The organism is Celeribacter naphthalenivorans (genome assembly GCF_020524585.1).
Classification (GTDB): domain Bacteria; phylum Pseudomonadota; class Alphaproteobacteria; order Rhodobacterales; family Rhodobacteraceae; genus Celeribacter; species Celeribacter naphthalenivorans.
In genome coordinates, this window is sequence record NZ_JAIVLK010000007.1 from 116,552 (window position 1) to 134,644 (window position 18,093).

An 18,093-nucleotide genomic window follows, 5' to 3' on the forward strand; every position below is an offset into this window, starting at 1 on the left:
CGGCGCCTTGGTCCAGTGTCTGGATGTGGAGAGCGCCGCCCGCAAAGACCGTCTTCGGGAGTTAGAAGATGTCTTTGAAGTCTGCGATATTGGACGCGTCGTAAACGAACGGATCGGCCATTGCGCCGGAGTTCGTCTCATCAAGCGTCACTTCGCCCATGCGGCCCATCGGGATGCTGGCGCCCGGCTCCGCCACGGCGTCGCCTTTGGACAGGTGATAGGCGATCATCGTCGCGGAATAGCCGAGATCGATCGGGTTCCAGATCGCAAAGGATTTGGACGCGCCGCTTTCGATTGCACCCGCCATTTCAGACGGAAGGCCGAGACCGGTCACATTGACCTGACCCACTTTGCCAGCGTCCACCACGGCCTGAGCGGCGGCCACGATGCCCACAGACGTCGGCGCGATGATGGCGTCGAGGTCCGGGTAGGACTGCATGAGGCCGGTGGCTTCGCGGTAGGATTTGTCCGCGAGGTCATCGCCGTAGACGGTCGCGACGACTTCGACGCCCGGGTAGTTGCCCATCACCTTGTTCATCTCGTCGATCCAGATGTTCTGGTTCGTGGAGGTGGTGGTGGCGGACAAGACGGCCACTTCGCCGCCCTCAGGCAATTCATCGGCGGCCAGCTTGATGATCATGTTGCCGATCAGCGGGTTGGACGAGGGGTTGAGGTGCATCTGGCGACCGTCTTCGGCCACGCCGGAGTCCCAGGAAATCACCGTGATGCCGCGCTGCATCGCTTTTTTGAGTGTCGGCACGAGCGCGTCGGTGTCGTTGGCGGACACGGCGATGGCATCGACATTCTGCGCGATGAGCGAGTTGATCACTTCGATCTGGCCCTCGGCCGTGGTGTCGGTCGGGCCGGTGTAGATGATTTCCACGCCACCCAGTTCGGATGCGGCCTCTTCGGCGCCTTTTGCGGCTGCTTCGAAGAAACCGATCCCCAGAGCCTTCACGACCAGAGCGATGCGCATGTCCTCGGCAGACGCAGCTCCTGCGAACAGGCCCGTCGCGATGGCGGCGGTGGTCAGCAGTTTCGATAGTTTTTTCATGTGGAGTCCTCCCTAAGTCTCCTGGTTGAATTTTGCGCCCCGAGCAATATCAGGACGCGACGTCCTCCTGCGCCGCGCTGGATGGCGCGACGATGAGTTTGATGTCGGCGGCCTCAATCATGGCCGCCTCCCGATCACCAATGCCCTCGTCCGTGATCAGCACGTCGATGCGATCAAGCGGACAGAGCACAAGGCTCGACCGGTTTTTGAATTTCGTGGAATCGACCAGCAGCACAAGTTCATCGGCCTGACCGATCAGTTTCTGTTCGGCCTGGATGAGCAGCGGGTCGGCTTCCATCACGCCCAAGGGTGCGACGCCTTGCGCCCCCATGAACATGCGGCGCGCGTAGAAGTTGCGCGTGACGTCATTGTCGAAAGGCGACAGCACGATGTTTTGCTCGCGGTAGATCACGCCGCCGGAAATCAGCACCGAGTTTTTCGAGGTCTTCAAAAGATGCTCGGCAATCGGAAACGAGTTGGTGAACACCTGACAGCGACGCGTCGCGAGCGGATGTACCATCTGGAACGTCGTGGTGCCGCCGTTGATGATGATCGGCTCTCCGTCTTCGACCATGTCGACGGCGGCGCGCGCGATTGCTTGCTTTTGCTTGATGTTGCGCGTTTCGTTCACAGCAAAAGGACGACCCGCAAGCCCGGGGAAGGGATTGGGCGCGAGCGCTTCGGCTCCGCCCCGCACACGACGCAGTTTCTTTGCGACATGCAAAGCCGCAATATCTCTACGAATAGTAGCCTCGGACGCATCTGTCAGGCTGCAAAGCTCGACGACGGTCACAACCGGCCGTTCCTGAACGGCGGACAGAATGATTCCGTGGCGCTCTCTCTCGTGCATTGATGAAATTCCTCCCGTAGCTGAAGCGTGGCGCTCGAAACGATCATTGTCAATCATAAAATGTCATTTCAATCATTCTGCACGTGCATAATGATTGGTTTTGATTATTTATGATTGACAATCTGACGCAGCCCACGCAGATTTGGCTCAATACAAGACCATCCACTACCTGATGATCGGGAGGAGATCACCATGACATCCGCGTCCACGCGGCTCGCTTCGCTTTGGGATGATGCCAAAGCGAAAGATATGAGCGAGCCTGAAAAACTGCTGTATCGTTCGAACCTTTTGGGGTCCGACAAGCGCGTGACCAACTACGGTGGCGGCAACACGTCGGCGAAAGTGATGGAGGATGATCCTCTGACGGGCGAAAAGGCCGAGGTTCTCTGGGTCAAAGGCTCCGGCGGGGACGTGGGCTCGATCAAAATGGACGGGTTCGCGACCCTTTACATGGACAAACTCCGTGCGCTGAAAGGTAAATATCGCGGCCTTGCGTTCGAGGATGAAATGGTCGGCTATCTGCCGCATTGCACCTTCAACCTGAACCCGCGCGCGGCCTCCATCGACACGCCGCTTCACGCCTACGTGCCGCGCAAGCACGTCGATCACATGCATCCGGATGCGATCATCGCGATTGCGGCCTCGAAAGACTCCAAAGCCCTGACCCAAGAGATCTTTGGCAACGACATCGGTTGGCTTCCGTGGAAAAAGCCGGGCTATGAGCTGGGCCTGTGGCTCGAAAAATTCTGCCTTGAGAACCCCGACGCTAAGGGCGTCGTTCTCGAATCCCATGGTCTCTTCACCTGGGATGACGATGCGAAAGCCTGCTATGAGCTGACGCTCGACATCATCAACAAGGCGATTGCCTATTTCGAAGACAAAACGGCGGACATCCCGGCCTTTGGTGGGGCGGTGCATGAGAGCCTTGCGCCTGCGGCCCGTCGCGACGTGGCCGCGAAACTGATGCCGGCGATCCGTGGCTTTGTCTCCGGCGCGCAGCACATGGTTGGCAATTTCGACGACTCCGACACCGTGCTCGAATTCGTCAACGCGAAAGATATGCGCGATTTGGCGGCACTCGGGACGTCCTGCCCCGACCACTTCCTGCGCACCAAAATTCGCCCGCTGGTGCTGGATTTCGACCCCGCGAAAAACAACATCGACGAGGTGCTTTCCGGTCTGGATGCGCAGATCGCGGCTTACCGCGAGGATTACGCCGCCTATTACGAGCGCTGCAAACATGACAATTCGCCCGCGCTGCGCGACCCGAATGCGGTGGTCTATCTGGTGCCGGGCGTTGGCATGATCACCTTTGCCAAGGACCGCGCCACCGCACGGATTTCCGGCGAGTTCTACGTCAACGCCATCAATGTGATGCGCGGCTCTGCTGCGGTGTCCGAATATTGCGGCCTGCCGGAACAGGAAGCCTTCGACATCGAATATTGGCTCCTCGAAGAAGCCAAGCTTCAGCGGATGCCAAAGCCGAAATCTCTGGCCGGTCGCGTGGCGCTTGTCACCGGCGGCGCTGGCGGGATCGGGGCTGCGACGGCGGCGCGCTATCTGCAAGAGGGCGCTTGCGTCATGCTCGCGGACATCAATGAGACCGCGCTTGATGAGGTCCGCAGTGGGTTCGCCAGACAATACGGCGCGGATGCCGTGCGTTCCGTGGTGATGAACGTGACCGACGAAGAGGCTGTCGCGGCGGCCTATGCCGACACCTCTGTCGAATTCGGCGGGGTCGACATCCTCGTCTCCAACGCAGGCATCGCCTCTTCCGCGCCGGTCGAAGAGACCACGCTCGCGCTCTGGAACAAGAACATGGACATCCTGTCCACGGGCTACTTCCTCGTGTCCCGCGAAGCGTTCAAAGTGATGCGCACGCAGGGCATCGGCGGGTCCATCGTGTTCGTGGCGTCGAAAAACGGCCTCGCGGCCAGCCCGAACGCGTCGGCCTATTGCACCGCGAAAGCTTCTGAAATTCACCTCGCACGCTGTCTGGCGCTCGAAGGGGCTGAGGCGGGCATTCGTGTGAATGTCGTGAACCCCGATGCGGTTCTGCGCGGCTCGAAGATTTGGGAAGGCGAATGGCTGGAACAGCGCGCGGGCACCTATGGCACCGACAAAGAGGGGCTGGAGGAAATGTATCGCCAGCGCTCCATGCTGAAGCGTTCCGTCCTGCCTGAGGACATCGCCGAAGCGGCCTATTTCTTTGCGTCGGAACAATCCGCAAAATCGACCGGCAACATCGTCAACGTAGATGCCGGCAACGTGCAGGCCTTTACCCGCTAAGGGCCAAAAGTCACCGCACAGACCAAGCTGCGCGCCCCGCTCGAAACGGGGCAGGGCGCGCAGTTCTCACGGGAGGAAATCATGATCGACACCACCATCATCGAGGCTCAGAACGCCGCACGCGACGCTGACCTGCAAAAAGACTACGACGCCCTGGGCGAAAAACTGTCCCGCAATGGTGTCGATATCGACACCATCAAAGAGCGCGCCAAGGGGTTTTCCGTGGCGGTGCCGTCTTGGGGTACGGGCACCGGCGGGACACGTTTTGCGCGTTTCCCCGGCGAGGGTGAGCCGCGCGATATTTTCGACAAGCTCGACGACTGCGGCGTGATCCATAAATTGACCGGCGCCGCAGGGTCCGTGTCGCTGCATATTCCATGGGACAAGGCCGCGCCTTCTGATCTCTTGGCGAAGGCCGAAGAGCACGGGTTGAGCTTTGATGCGATGAACTCCAACACCTTTCAGGACCAGCCGGATCAGGCGCAATCCTATAAATTCGGCTCGCTCTCGCATGTAGACGCCGCGACCCGCGCGCAGGCCGTCGAACATAACCTCGAATGTATCGAGATTGGCGAGAGCATCGGGTCGAAGGCGCTCACCGTCTGGATTGGCGACGGGGCGAATTTTCCGGGCCAGACCCACATGGGCCGCCAGTTCGAACGCTACCTGTCGTCGATGAAAGACATCTACAAAGGTCTGCCGGACGATTGGTCGATTTTCTCCGAACATAAAATCTATGAACCGGCCTTCTATTCCACCGTGGTTCAGGATTGGGGCACCTCGCTTTTGACCGCGCAGGAATTGGGCGAGAAGGCGAAATGTCTCGTGGACCTCGGCCACCATGCGCCGAATGTGAACATCGAGATGATCGTCTCGCGGCTCATTCACGCGGGCAAACTCGGTGGCTTCCACTTTAACGACTCGAAATACGGCGACGACGATCTCGACAGCGGCACCATCGAACCCTACCGCCTGTTCCTCGTCTGGAACGAGCTGGTGGATGCCGAGGGCACGCCGGGTCTCGATTTGTCGCATATGATCGACCAGAGCCACAATGTGACCGATCCGATCGAGAGCCTGATGATCTCCGCGATGGAAATTCAGCGCGCCTATGTTCAGGCGAGCCTCGTCGATCGTGCGGCGCTCGGCGGGTATCAGGACGCGAACGACGCGCTCATGGCCTCCGCCACATTGCGCGCAGCGTTCCGCACGGATGTCGATCCGATCCTGCAAATGGCGCGATTGGAGAAAGGGGCGGCCATTGATCCGGTTGTGACCTACCGCGCCTCAGGGTACCGCGCAAAGGTGGCGTCGGAACGTCCGAAAGTGTCGGGCGCTGGCGGCGGGATCGTCTGACCGACTTTAATCTTTGATCGTTCGCGATGAGGGGCCTCTCCATTTTCGAATGCGAGAGGCCTCTTGCTTTGACGTCAGAGACGTTCCCATTCGTGTTGAGAGCGTGTTGCGCCAACGTCATCCCTTAGCGTGATCGCCGAGACGCCACCGCAGCCGACAGTCCGTGGCCACTGCGGACCGCGGTGCCGCTCATTACAAATGGTCTGTTGGAATGGCTGTGGTGAATTTCAGTTCTTCCATGGAGATCATGGAATTCACCTGGCTAAACTCGAGCCGTTGAATCATGCGTTTATAGACCGCATCATAGGCGGCCATATCTGCCACCACGACCTTGAGGATGTAATCCACAGTTCCCGTGAGGCGGTAAGCTTCGACCACTTCCGGGATCTCGTCGATCAACGCGCGAAAGGTGTTGAGCCAATCGATCTCGTGGCGTGAGGTGCTGACGCCGATGAACACGGTCAGGGGCACATTGGCGCGGATCTGATCCACGAGGACCACGCGTTTCTTGATCACGCCGGCCTCTTCCATCCGCTTGATCCGCCGCCAACATGGGTTTGTCGACAGGCCCACCGCTTCGGAAATGGCCTGAATCGGCGTGTCGCTGTCCTGTTGAAGGATTTCCAGAATGCGTTGATCGGTTTCGTCGAAAGTCATGCTTTCGATTGGTTTCGATCCGGTTTTGCGGGGGCGAGGCTCTGTCATGCGGCAACAAACTCCAAAATTACACCGGCTGAAAATTCGGGTCCCACGGCCAGGCCGGAGGCGGTGTCACAAATCTTTACATTCGCATCTTTAAGACAGTCGCGCAGGGTTTCAAGGCTGCGCACTTTAATGCGAAGCGCTGTAAAGGCGCCCTTGGTCGTGCCGGAAATGTCGATGTCTGGATAAAGAGCGGCCATGCGCTCCGCCGTCGCAAGGATGAGCGGCGCAGAATTGGGGCCTGTCGTGATGGTCGTGAGCCCGTCCGCGGTCTGAACCGCGCTGTCGGCCCAAAGCCGGGCAAAGCGCGGGGCGTCCTCTTCGGGCGTCTCGGAGATCGCAAGCACGGCGTCCAATCCGCAGGCGGTGTTGGCATGTTCCAAAAGCTCCGGAATCCACACCGTTTCGCGGGTTTTGTGTTGGCACATAAACACCGTGCCGAATGGGGTCTCATCCGAGGTAAAGCTGACGGTGGAAAAGGCGGCGGTGCCTTCGGAGCCATCGGGCAGGGGGACCGGGCGGGAAAAACTGCCAAGTCCTTGTGTCGTAATACCCAAAGCGCCAAGAGCCTCGGCGGCGGCTTCGGCATCGTCGATGCGACAGGCGATGGCATGAAGCCCCTGACCCATCGTGGCCAACATCTCGCGCCGGGAGGCGTTCAACTCGGTCGGGGTGACGACGCCCAAAAGCTCGAAGTAATCGTCGGGGAACATGATGGTGTAATTCGCCGTGCCCTTGGCGGCGGAATGTGTGCCGCGCGGCGAGAGGGTAAAACCAAGCGCTTTATATTGTGCGGCGGCGTGGTCGAGATCGTCGACGAGGGCAAAACAATGGTCGATGCCTTTGACAGGATGGGGGAGGGCGTGGGTCATGTGCGAGTCTCTTTATCTATGCGTTACGTGCGAACGGGGCTCAGGACAATTTCGGGCAAGCAAATGCCGGGCTGCATTTCCGCCACAAAGAGCGCGGTCTTCGCCATATCTTCGGGCTGGATCATCGCGGCCATTTTCGCGGCATCAAAACCAGGGCGTTTCGCCAAAAGCGGGGTTGCCACCTCGGCAGGGCAAAGCGCGGTGGAGCGGATGCCGTTCTTGCCCTCTTCGTCGTTGAGGCTCAGCGACAGATCGGAAAGTGCATGTTTCGAGGCGCCGTAGACCACGCCGCTGACCGGTGAATGAAACCGCCCGGCCCAGCTTGAGGTGTGGATCATCACACCGTCCTTTTGTGCCCGCATGATCGGCAGGCAGGCGGCAATCACATTGAGCGCGCCGGTGATGTTGACATCGATCACCCGATCCCAGCTTTCCCAATCGAGGTCGGCCCAGCTGCGTTTCGGAATGTTGAGACCGGCGTTGTTGCAGAGCACATTGAGGCCACCGGACCAGTTCGTAATGCTTTGCGCGGCCTCCGCCATGCCCGCACGATCGGTGACATCACCGGGCAGGATCAAAGCGGCCGCTGGGTCGGGCAGGGTGTCAGCCACGGCCTCGAGGCTGTCGCGCCCGCGCGCGGTCAGCGCCACGCGATAACCGGCCTCCGCAAAGCCCTTTGCCATGGCCGCGCCGATGCCGGAGCCCGCGCCGGTGATCCATGCAGTTTTTATCATATGTTCTGTCCCAGTGTTGTCGGTTTAATGAGGATGGTAGCACCAATATTTAATCATTGTGTAGAATTTTTTTCCAATCTTGTATTAAAAGTTGGTTTTTGATGTTGACGAATGCGCTGTGCTACACTCAGGTGAGGGGGCAAAACGTCCGCACAGGCCCGATAGAGGGCAAAAACTTGACCGGGAGAACCAGAAAAGATGAGTTTGACGATGAAGCAGGCGGGGCTGACGCTCGCCATGACCGGGGCTCTGAGTTCCGTGGCCTTCTCGGCCCTAGCGCAGGAAGAGGTCCAAAAAGGCGGCACCGCCGTCATCCACATGATTTCTGAACAGCGCATCCTTAATCCGGGCCTGCGTGCGTCCACCGGGGTGTACAACATCACCGGCAAGATCATGGAGCCGCTGATCGACAAAAGCTATGACGGCTACGAGCCGGTGCTGGCGACCGAATGGTCCAGCTCCGACGACGGTCTGGCGATCACGGTACAGCTGCGCGAAGGTGTGAACTGGCACGATGGCGAACCCTTCACCTGTGACGACGTGGCGTTTTCGGCGATGGAGCTTTGGAAAGAGCTGCTGAACTATTCCTCCGCGCTTCAGGCCAATCTTGAAAGCGTCGATTGCCCGAGCCCGCATACGGCGGTGTTCAACTATTCCAAACCGATGCCGCTCGAACTCTTTGTCGCCGCCATGCCCGATCTGGGTCATCCGGTGCCGAAACACCTGTTCGAAGGCACCGACATCCTGAAAAACGAGTATAACACCGCGCCCGTCGGCACCGGCCCGTTCAAATTCGTCGAATATCAGCGCGGGCAATATGTTCTGGCCGAGAAAAACGAAGACTACTGGCGTGAGGGCTACCCCTATCTCGACCGCATCGTCTGGCGTTTCATCACGGACAAATCTGCGGCCGCCGCCGCTTTGGAAGCGGGCGAAGTGCATGAGTCCGGCTTTATCGGCGTGTCCATGGCCGATGTGGCGCGCTTCGGTGAGGATGATCGCTTTGACGTGGGCACCATGGGCTATGAAAACAACGTCGCCCACTCGACCGTTGAATTCAATCACCGCAACCCGATCCTCGCCGACCTGAAAGTGCGTCAGGCGATGTATCATGGTTTGGACATCGACTACGCGATCCAGACGATCATGCATGGCTTTGCCAAACCGGGCCGCGGTCCGGTGCCGAGCGCAGGTGGCATCAACTACACGGATGACGTGCCGACCTATGACTACGATCCGGAACTCGCCAAGCAGATGCTCGACGAAGCGGGCTATCCGGTGCAGGATGACGGCTTCCGCTTTCACCTGAAACACCGTCCGGCGCCTTGGGGGGAATACACCCAGCTTTGGGCGGAATATTACGCCCAGGCGATGAAAGAGATCGGCATTGATGTCGAGATTCTCACCAACGACGCGCCGGGCTTCCTCAATGGCGTCTACCGCGACCATGATTTCGACACTGCAAACGGCTGGCACCAGTTCCGGTCTGACCCGGCTGTGTCCACCATGGTGTGGCTGCGCTCCGGTCAGCCGAATGGCACGCCCTGGACCAACCAGTTCGGTTGGAAGAGCGAAGAGATCGACCAGATGATCGACGATGCGGCCTCCGAGCTGGACGTCGAGAAACGCGCCGCAATGTATCACGAGATTCAGGCCCGTGCGATGGAAGAGCTGCCGGTGATCTTCGCGATCGAGCACCCGTTCATCTCCGTCACCTCGACCAAGCTCCGCAACCACCACAACACGCCGCGGTGGAACTCGTCGAGCTGGTACGATCTCTGGCTCGAACAGTGATCTGACTCTGGCGGGCGCGTCGTTCCTGCGCGCCCGCTCTTTTGACATTTGCCCATGATCCCGAAGGATCCAAAGACAATGACACTGCACATGCCCCCGATCCTGACTTACGCGCTGAGGCGGTTGGTTCAGGCCATTCCCGTGGTCATCCTGATCATGATCGGCACCTTTCTTTTGCTCAAACTGGCGCCCGGCGACACGGTCGATGCGCTTGTGGGCGACATGGGGGGCGCAGATGCCGCCTTCATCGCGCGGCTTCGGGTCGAATACGGTCTTGACCAACCCGTTTGGGTGCAGCTCTGGCGCTATATGGTCAAACTGGCGTCTTTCGATTTCGGCTGGTCCTTTGTCTATGAGCAACCCGTTGCGACCGTTTTGATGGACCGCCTCGGCACCACGCTTATGCTGATGGCCGCCTCTTTGAGCATCGCCTTTTGCGCCGGGATCGTTTTGGGCGCCATTGCCGCGCGCCGCGCCTATTCTGCGACCGACAACCTGATTTCGGTGCTGGGCCTCGTGTTCTACGCCACGCCGTCGTTTTTCCTGTCGCTCATGCTGATGCTGGTCTTCTCGGTGAAGCTCGGCTGGCTGCCTGTCGGCGGGATCAAGACCATCGCCGCTTTCTACACCGGCTGGGATCACGTCTGGGATGTGGTGCGTCACCTGATCATGCCGACGACCGCTTTGTCTCTGATCTATCTGGCGTTCTACCTGCGCCTGATGCGGGCCTCCGTGATGGAGGTTGCCGATCTCGACTACGTCCGCACCGCCCGCGCCAAGGGCGCCCGCGAAGGTCGCCTCATGATCCACCACATCATGCGCAATGCGCTCTTGCCGGTGGTGACGCTTTTGGGGCTTCAATTCTCGACCGTTCTGGGCGGCTCCATCGTGGTTGAAACCATCTTTACCCTGCCGGGGCTGGGGCAACTGGCCTACCAGTCCGTCGTTCAGCGCGACATGAATACGCTTATGGGCATCATCTTTCTCTGTGCCCTCATCGTTGTCGTCGTCAATTTCCTCACCGACCTGCTCTATGCACGTCTCGACAGCCGGATCGAACTCGCATGACCCTCGCCGACACTGAAATCGCACCGCCTGAACCGCCGCGCTACGTCATGTTCTGGCGCCGCTACAAACGCAACCGTGCCGCTTTGCTTGGCCTCGTGCTCTTTGTCCTCGTCGTGGTCATGGCGCTGACGGCGGGGATCATCGATCCCGGCGATCCGCTGCGTCGCGCGGGCGATCCCCTGACCCCGCCCTTCGTCAACTGGGCCACACCTTTGGGCACCGACCAGTTGGGGCGCGATGTGCTCTCCGGTGTCTTCTACGGCGCGCGCATCTCGCTTTTGATCGGCGTGGTCGCGACCCTTGTGGCCATCGTCATTGGCGTCGTGATCGGCGCGCTGGCCGGCCACTTCGGCGGCTGGGTCGATGATGTCTTGATGCGCATCACCGAGGCCTTTCAGACCATCCCGAACTTTGTCCTCTTGCTGACGCTCGTCGCCATCATGGGGTCCAAGATCGAATGGATCACGCTGGCCATTGGTATCGTCAGTTGGACCGCCCCCGCCCGTATGGTGCGCGCCGAGTTCATGTCGCTCCGTAACCGGGAATTCGTCGATGCCGCGCGCAATCTCGGCGTGTCGAACACCTCGATCATTTTCCGCGAAATCCTGCCCAATGCTTTGCCGCCCATCGTCGTTTACGCGTCTGTGATTATGGCGCTGTCGATCCTGATGGAAAGCGCGCTGGCCTTTCTCGCATTGGGCGACCCGAACTACGCAAGCTGGGGCAATATGATCGGTCAAGGCCGCGCCGTGCTGCGCTCCGCGCCTTACTGCGCGGTGATCCCCGGCATTGCGATCATCCTGACTGTGCTGTCCTTCTCGCTTCTGGGCGAAGGGCTGAACGATGCGCTCAATCCGAGGCAGAAGAAATGACTCAGACACCTCCTCCCGTTCTCGATCTGTGCAAGCTGGAGATTTCCCTGCCCAAGGGCGCGGATCGCCCCTATGCCCTCGAAGGCCTCGATCTGACCATCAACGCGGGCGAGATTGTCTGTCTCGTCGGCGAAAGTGGCTCCGGCAAATCGCTTTGTGCAGGGGCCATCATGGGCCTTTTGCCGGAGCCGCATGTGCGTGTCACCGGCGGTGCGATCCGGTTCATGGGCGAAGAGCTTCGCGGCAAATCGGATGCCGAGATGCGCAAGCTGCGCGGCGCGGATATTTCGATGATCTTCCAGGAGCCGATGACCGCGCTCAACCCGCAGAAAACCGTGGGCTGGCAGATCGACGAGGTGCTGCGGCTCCACACCAAGATGACCAAGGCGGAGCGCAAGGCCCGCGCTCTTGAGATGTTGGAGCGCGTCCACATCCCGGAGCCCGCCTCGGCCTATAACGCCTACCCGCATCAGATCTCCGGCGGCCAGCGTCAGCGGGTGATGATCGCCATGTCTTTGGTGCTGTCGCCGAAACTTATAATCGCGGATGAACCGACCACGGCGCTCGATGTGACGACCCAGCTTCAGATCCTCAAACTCATTCGTGAGTTGCAGGAGGAAGAGGGTGCGGGCGTTCTTTTCATCACCCACGACTTTGGCGTGGTGGCGGAGATTGCCGATAAGGTGGCCGTGCTCTGCCGTGGCGAATTGGTCGAAAGCGGCACGACGGACGCGGTGCTCAACCGCCCGCAACACCCCTACACCCGCGCGCTGATCGGCGCCGTTCCTGCGCTGACGCCGCCGCCGGTCAAAGCCGCCTCTGATGCGCCTGTCGTTCTCAAGGGCACAGGGTTGAAAAAGACCTTCGCCGCGCGTGGCGGTTTGCTGTCAGGCAAGCGCAAAGCCGTGACGGCGGTCAAGGATTTGACCTTTGAACTACGTCAGGGCGAGACCCTTGGCGTGGTGGGCGAAAGCGGTTCTGGCAAGACCACCGTGTCGCGCATCGTCACGCGGCTTTTGGAATGCGACCAAGGCTCCGTGGAGTTGGACGGCACCGATCTTTTGGCCGCGACGCCGAAAGAACTGCGCGCCCTGCGTCAGCACATCCAAATGGTGTTCCAAGACCCGATGGCCTCGCTCAACCCCCGCAAACGCGTGGTCGATCTCATCGCGCAGGGACCTATCGTGCATGGGGCCGATCCGAAAAAGGCCCGCGAAGACGCGAAGCGGCTTTTGGAGCTGGTCGAGCTGTCCCCTGCGGCTGCCAACCGTTTTCCGCATGAGTTCTCCGGCGGTCAGCGTCAGCGCATCGGCATCGCCCGCGCGCTTGCGATGGAGCCGAAGGTGATCGTCGCCGATGAACCCGTCTCCGCGCTTGACGTTTCGGTGCAGGCGCAGGTGCTCAAACTGCTCGCAGACCTGCGCGACCGGCTTAACCTGTCCTTGCTCTTCGTCACCCACGATCTGCGCGTCGCGGCTCAGCTTTGCGATCGGATCATCGTCATGCAAAAGGGCGAGATTGTGGAAAGCGGGCTCACCGCCGAGGTCTTCGCCAACCCGCAGCACCCCTACACGCAAAACCTGCTCTCTTCCATTCCGGGCCGCGACTGGACACCCCCGTCGCTGCACACGGATGCCGCCTGAGGATTTATGATGTCACTGGAATTTAAAGATATCCGCAGCGCTCTGATTGGCGAGGGGGCGGCGATGTCCGGCCCCTTCGGTCCGCGGGCGCTGATCTATGCGGATTATGTTGCCTCCGGCCGCGCGCTCGGGTTCATCGAAGACGCGATCCGCGCCCATGTTCTGCCCTACTATGGCAACACCCACACGGAGACCTCTTTTGTCGGGCGGCGCACCACGCAGCTGCGCGAAATGGCGCGCGAAGCGGTGCGTTCGGCGGTCGATGCGGACGAAAACCATGCCGTGATCTTCACCGGCTCTGGCGCCACGGGCGCGGTCGACAAGCTGGTGCGGGCCTTCGCGATGAAAGGTCTCTCTGAGGGGGTCGTTTTTGTCGGCCCCTATGAGCATCACTCCAACGATCTGCCTTGGCGTGAGAGCGGCGCAGAACTGGTGCGCATTCCTTTGAACGCGGCGGGCACGATCTGTCTTGAGGCGCTGGAGCAGGCCCTCAAAACCCATGCCGACGCGTCGCTCAAGATCGGGGCTTTCTCGGCCGCCTCGAATGTCACCGGCGTGCGCACCGACCTGCGCGCCATCGCCAAGCTGCTCCACGCGCATGAAGCTTTCTGTGTCGCCGATTTCGCCGCCGCCGCGCCCTATATGCCGGTGGAGCTTTCGGCAACCTCTGAGGGTGCAGGCGACCGGATCGACGCCGCCGTGATCTCTCCGCATAAATTCCCGGGCGGCCCGGGGGCGTCCGGTGTGCTGATCGCGGACCGCAGCCTCTTTGACACCGCGCGCCCGACGCTGACGGGCGGTGGCACGGTGAGCTATGTCACCTCCGAAGGCCACAGCTACATCACCGATCCCGAGCATCGCGAAGAAGGCGGCACGCCGGCCATCGTCGACAACATCCGCGCCGGCATGGTGATGCAGCTCAAGCGTGACATGGACGAGGCCCGTGTCGAGGCCCGCGAAACCGTTCTGACCCGCCGGATGGAAGAGGCGCTGCGCGCCATTCCGGGGATGGAACTTTTGGGACCGTCGAACGTGCCGCGTCTGGGAATTTTCTCGTTTAACCTGCGTGTCAAAGGCAAGCTCTTGCACCACAACTATGTCGTGGCGCTGCTCAATGACCTCTTCGGCATTCAGGCACGTGGCGGCTGTTCCTGTGCCGGGCCTTATGGTCATTCTCTGCTCGATATTGACCTGACGACCAGCGCGCGCCATGAGGCCGCTGTCCAGCATGGCCATTCCATCTTCCGCCCCGGCTGGGCGCGGTTCGGGGTGAACTGGTTCTTCGAGGATGAAGACGTGGACAAGATCGCCACCGCGATCCGCTTTGTCGCCGAGCACGGTCTCGACATGCTGGCCTATTACCGTTTGGACGCCGTCGAGGGCATTTGGCGCGCGACGCCTGCGTTCGAGGACACTTGCCCCTCCGCGCTCTCCGCGCTGTGGGAGGGGCAGGCCGCCAGCACCGATACCGTGCCTGATTTCACCACCTGTATCGCGCAGGCCGAAGCCTTGGCCGAGAGCGCTAAGACTCTGGACTGTTGCTCCGGCCCTGATTTGTCCGCCGAAGAAGAGGCGCTGCGCTGGTTCTGGTTGCCGCAAGAGGTAACCGGTTTGATCCCGGAAGGAGCCGCATGATGTCTGTCGAGTTTCCCAAATCCCTCTGGGCCGCCACCGCGCCAGACCGTCCGCTGTCCGCGCCACTTGCAGGCGTCGAGGAAACCGATGTCGCCGTGATCGGCGCAGGGTTCACTGGCCTGTCTGCCGCCATCGAGGCCCGCAAACGCGGCCATGCGGTCACCGTCGTCGAAGGCAAAGCCGCAGGTTGGGGCGCGTCGGGCCGCAACAACGGTCAGGTCATTCCGATCCTCACCTCCGCCGAACCCGATGTCTGGGTCTCGCGCTATGGCGAGGCGGGCAAACGCATGGTGCGGCTGATCGGCAACTCGGGTGATGTGCTGTTCGATCTGGTGCGCGAATTCGACATGCGGGCCGAAGCGGAACAGAACGGTTGGTTCCAGCCCGCTCATAGCCCCGGACGTGTGAAATTGTCGCAAAAACGGGTCGAGGCGTGGCAGCGCTATGGCTTTCCGGCGGAGTTGAAAGACGCGCAACAATGCGCCGACATTCTGGGCACTGACTTCTGGTACGGCGGCATGTTCAACCCGACGGGCGGGCATATCAACCCGCTCGCCCTCGCGCGCGAAATGGCGCGGGTGGCGGAGCATCTGGGCGCGATGATCCATGAGGACAGTCCTGTGGTGTCTTATGAGCGCGTCGGCTCAGAATGGGTGATCAAGACCGCGCAGGGCACACTCAAGGCCCGCGCGCTGATCCTCGCGACCAACGCTTACACGGGCGAATTGGCCCCGCGTCTGGCGCCCCGCATCGCGCATTCCGTGGTGCCGGTTCTGAGCTGGCAAATGGCAACAGCCCCTGTGGGCGACAACCTGCGTCAGAAAATCCTGCCGGGGCGTCAGGCGGTGTCCGACACGCGTGGGGATTTGCGGTTTTTCCGCTATGATGCGCGCAATCGGTTGATCACCGGCGGTGCCGTGATGGGGTCCTTTGACGTCGCCAACCGCGTGCGCAAGAAAGCGGCGAAAAGTCTCGCCGAGGCCTTCCCCGAGTTGGGCGTTCCTGAGATGACCCATGTCTGGTCGGGCTATATCGGCATGAACTGGGACCGCTTCCCGCGTGTTCACAAACTCGGCCCCGATGGCTGGGCCTGGGTCGGATGTAACGGGCGCGGCGTCGCGCTTGGCACCTCACTGGGCCGCGAACTGGCCCGCGCCGCCACCGGCCAACCCGAAGACGAACTGGCCCTGCCGGTGACCGAGCCGCATCCTTTCCCGGTGCATGGCTTTGTGCGCCGCTTTGCCCCCACCTATCTGGCTTGGCTCAAGCGCCAGGACCATAAGGAAGTGAACCTATGACCGAAGAAAAAAAGATGGACCTGAACGACGTTCCGATCCTGCTGCGCCGCCGGATTGAGGCGATGATCCTCAAACATGTGCTCGACGTGATCACCGAGCGGTCTGGCCGCGAAGAGGCCGAGGCCGTGATCGGTGCGGCTTGTTCAAAATCCGCCATCGAACAGGGCGCGATGCTGGCCGAAGAGCTGGGCCATGCGCCCGACCTGACGGATTTCGCCGCGATCCAGCCGAACTGGACCCGCGAGGATGCGCTCAGAATTGAGACCCTCGAGATGTCCGAGGAAAAGATGGATTTCAACGTGGTGAAATGCCGGTACGCGGAGATGTATCAGGAGATGGGGCTGGGCGACATCGGTCATCTTTTGTCCTGCAACCGCGATGGCGATTTCTGCATCGGCTACAACCCGGAGATCGAAATGACCCGGACCCAGACGATCATGAAAGGCGCAAGCCACTGCGATTTCCGCTACAGAATGAAGAAGGAGGCCTGAGATGGCTGTCGAGAATTGGGTCGCCAAACAGGTCGCCGATCTGACGGAGTTCCGCCGCGATCTGCATATGAACCCCGAGCTTTTGTATGACGTGGAGCGCACTGCGCAGAAGGTGGCCGAGGCGCTTCGTGCCGCGGGCGTTGACGAGGTCCATGAGGGCATCGGCAAGACCGGCGTCGTCGGGGTGATCCGGGGACAAAGCAATGTCTCCGGGCGCAGCATCGGTCTGCGCGCCGATATGGATGCGCTTCCTATCGTGGAAGAAACCGGCAAGCCCTACGCCTCGCAGGTGCCGGGCAAAATGCACGCCTGCGGTCATGACGGTCACACGACGATGCTCTTGGGGGCGGCGCGGCATCTGGCGGAGAGCCGGGCGTTCGATGGCACCGTGATCGTTATCTTCCAACCCGCCGAAGAGGGCGGCGCGGGCGCGCGCGCGATGATCGAGGACGGGCTCTTCACCCGCTGGCCTTGTAATGAGGTCTACGGCATGCACAACCGTCCGAACCTTCCGGTTGGGCAATTCATCATCAACTCGGGGCCGATCATGGGCTCAGTCGATGAGGTCAAAATCACCATCACCGGGCGGGGTGGCCATGCGGCGCGACCGGATCAGACGATTGACCCGCTGCCCATCGCAGGCGCTTTGTTGCAGGCGGTTCAGACGCTGACCTCGCGCAATATGGACCCCATCGACAGCGCGGTGATTTCGCTCTGCACCATTCAGGCGGGCAATGCGTTCAACGTCATTCCCCAAGACGTGACGATGACCGGCACAGTGCGCACACTGCGCGAAGAGGTGCGCGACATGATCGAGGAGCGCCTGTCCGCCATGGTCGGCAATATCGCCGCCGCCTATGGTGCGGTGGGCACGACCGAATACCTGCGCCACTATCCGGTGACGGTGAACCACGAGCGTGAAACCGAACTGGCCGCCAAGGCCGCGCAAGAGGTGGCGGGCGTCGAGAACGTGTTCCTCGATATGCCGCAGACGCTGGGCGGAGAGGATTTCTCCTTTATGCTCAACGAGGTGCCCGGCGCGATGATCAATGTCGGCAACGGCCCGTCCGCAGCGCTGCACCACCCGAAATACGATTTCAACGACGATGTGATCGCGTGGGGTAGTTCCTATTGGACAACCTTGGTGCGTCAGAGATTGCCGCTCGGGTAAACCTTGCCGAGCTGCTTTGGCGGCCCGCAAAACCAATGTTTACGGCCCATGATCGCCCCGTTTGATGGGCGCGATCATGGGCCGTTCTGCTCATAGATCTTTGGCCAAGCGCATGCGCCGGGGAAATTGCCGCGCGCTGCATGGACAGCATGAGAATATTCTCATCGCGCGGCTCTAGCGTTCTTTGAAACGGACTCCCATTATCTCAAAGCAACCCATGACGGCGTCTCTGCGGGCGCTCTGATGAGCAACTGGATCACCTTC

Annotated in this window: 15 protein-coding genes; 10 read left to right on the forward strand and 5 right to left on the reverse strand. The window is 60.7% G+C overall.

What is annotated here, in order from left to right; genetic code table 11:
- Positions 1-61: 61 nt before the first annotated feature.
- Positions 62-1,054, reverse strand: coding sequence for a rhamnose ABC transporter substrate-binding protein (rhaS, locus tag LC094_RS15740; RefSeq protein ID WP_226553749.1), 993 nt, complete (start codon positions 1,052-1,054; stop codon positions 62-64).
- A gap of 49 nt (positions 1,055-1,103) precedes the next feature.
- A complete protein-coding gene (locus tag LC094_RS15745) occupies positions 1,104-1,904 on the reverse strand; it encodes a DeoR/GlpR family DNA-binding transcription regulator (protein WP_226553750.1) in 801 nt (266 codons plus the stop codon).
- A gap of 192 nt (positions 1,905-2,096) precedes the next feature.
- Here LC094_RS15745 and LC094_RS15750 point away from each other — a divergent pair, with 192 nt between their 5' ends.
- Both LC094_RS15750 and rhaI read left to right on the forward strand, forming a co-directional pair.
- Positions 2,097-4,193 carry a bifunctional rhamnulose-1-phosphate aldolase/short-chain dehydrogenase gene (locus LC094_RS15750; RefSeq protein WP_226553751.1) on the forward strand — a complete coding sequence of 699 codons (2,097 nt, stop codon included), beginning with the start codon at positions 2,097-2,099 and terminating at the stop codon, positions 4,191-4,193.
- Between the two features lie 81 nt (positions 4,194-4,274).
- Entirely contained in the window at positions 4,275-5,549 is a 1,275-nt protein-coding gene (gene rhaI, locus LC094_RS15755) for an L-rhamnose catabolism isomerase (protein ID WP_226553752.1), read from the forward strand.
- A gap of 192 nt (positions 5,550-5,741) precedes the next feature.
- On the opposite strand, the gene LC094_RS15760 is transcribed toward rhaI, so the two are convergent.
- The 3 genes from LC094_RS15760 to LC094_RS15770 are packed head-to-tail and all read right to left on the reverse strand — an operon-like array spanning position 5,742 to position 7,857.
- Positions 5,742-6,254 carry an Lrp/AsnC family transcriptional regulator gene (locus tag LC094_RS15760; protein WP_226553753.1) on the reverse strand — a complete coding sequence of 171 codons (513 nt, stop codon included), beginning with the start codon at positions 6,252-6,254 and terminating at the stop codon, positions 5,742-5,744.
- On the reverse strand, positions 6,251-7,123 hold the full coding sequence (locus LC094_RS15765; RefSeq protein WP_226553754.1) for a VOC family protein: 873 nt from the start codon (positions 7,121-7,123) through the stop codon (positions 6,251-6,253). The genes LC094_RS15760 and LC094_RS15765 overlap by 4 nt, the downstream gene beginning before the upstream one ends.
- A gap of 23 nt (positions 7,124-7,146) precedes the next feature.
- Complete coding sequence (locus LC094_RS15770; protein WP_226553755.1) at positions 7,147-7,857, reverse strand: SDR family oxidoreductase; 711 nt, start codon at positions 7,855-7,857, stop codon at positions 7,147-7,149.
- A 198-nt stretch (positions 7,858-8,055) separates the two neighbouring features.
- On the opposite strand from LC094_RS15770, the gene LC094_RS15775 reads away from it, so the two are divergent.
- The 8 genes from LC094_RS15775 (at position 8,056) to LC094_RS15810 (ending at position 17,829) form a co-directional block, all read left to right on the forward strand.
- Entirely contained in the window at positions 8,056-9,651 is a 1,596-nt protein-coding gene (locus tag LC094_RS15775; protein ID WP_226553756.1) for an ABC transporter substrate-binding protein, read from the forward strand.
- A gap of 78 nt (positions 9,652-9,729) precedes the next feature.
- On the forward strand, positions 9,730-10,719 hold the full coding sequence (locus tag LC094_RS15780) for an ABC transporter permease (RefSeq protein WP_226553757.1): 990 nt from the start codon (positions 9,730-9,732) through the stop codon (positions 10,717-10,719).
- Positions 10,716-11,591 carry an ABC transporter permease gene (locus tag LC094_RS15785; protein ID WP_226553758.1) on the forward strand — a complete coding sequence of 292 codons (876 nt, stop codon included), beginning with the start codon at positions 10,716-10,718 and terminating at the stop codon, positions 11,589-11,591. The genes LC094_RS15780 and LC094_RS15785 overlap by 4 nt, the downstream gene beginning before the upstream one ends.
- Positions 11,588-13,234, forward strand: coding sequence for an ABC transporter ATP-binding protein (locus LC094_RS15790; protein ID WP_226553759.1), 1,647 nt, complete (start codon positions 11,588-11,590; stop codon positions 13,232-13,234). Before LC094_RS15785 ends, LC094_RS15790 begins: the two co-directional genes overlap by 4 nt.
- 9 nt (positions 13,235-13,243) lie before the next feature.
- Entirely contained in the window at positions 13,244-14,869 is a 1,626-nt protein-coding gene (locus LC094_RS15795) for an aminotransferase class V-fold PLP-dependent enzyme (RefSeq protein ID WP_226553760.1), read from the forward strand.
- Complete coding sequence (locus LC094_RS15800) at positions 14,866-16,167, forward strand: NAD(P)/FAD-dependent oxidoreductase (RefSeq protein ID WP_226553761.1); 1,302 nt, start codon at positions 14,866-14,868, stop codon at positions 16,165-16,167. The genes LC094_RS15795 and LC094_RS15800 overlap by 4 nt, the downstream gene beginning before the upstream one ends.
- A complete protein-coding gene (locus tag LC094_RS15805) occupies positions 16,164-16,658 on the forward strand; it encodes an L-2-amino-thiazoline-4-carboxylic acid hydrolase (RefSeq protein WP_226553762.1) in 495 nt (164 codons plus the stop codon). Before LC094_RS15800 ends, LC094_RS15805 begins: the two co-directional genes overlap by 4 nt.
- 1 nt (position 16,659) lies before the next feature.
- The gene (locus LC094_RS15810; protein ID WP_226553763.1) at positions 16,660-17,829 is read left to right on the forward strand and encodes a M20 aminoacylase family protein; all 1,170 of its coding nucleotides are present in this window, start codon (positions 16,660-16,662) and stop codon (positions 17,827-17,829) included.
- Positions 17,830-18,093 lie beyond the last annotated feature (264 nt).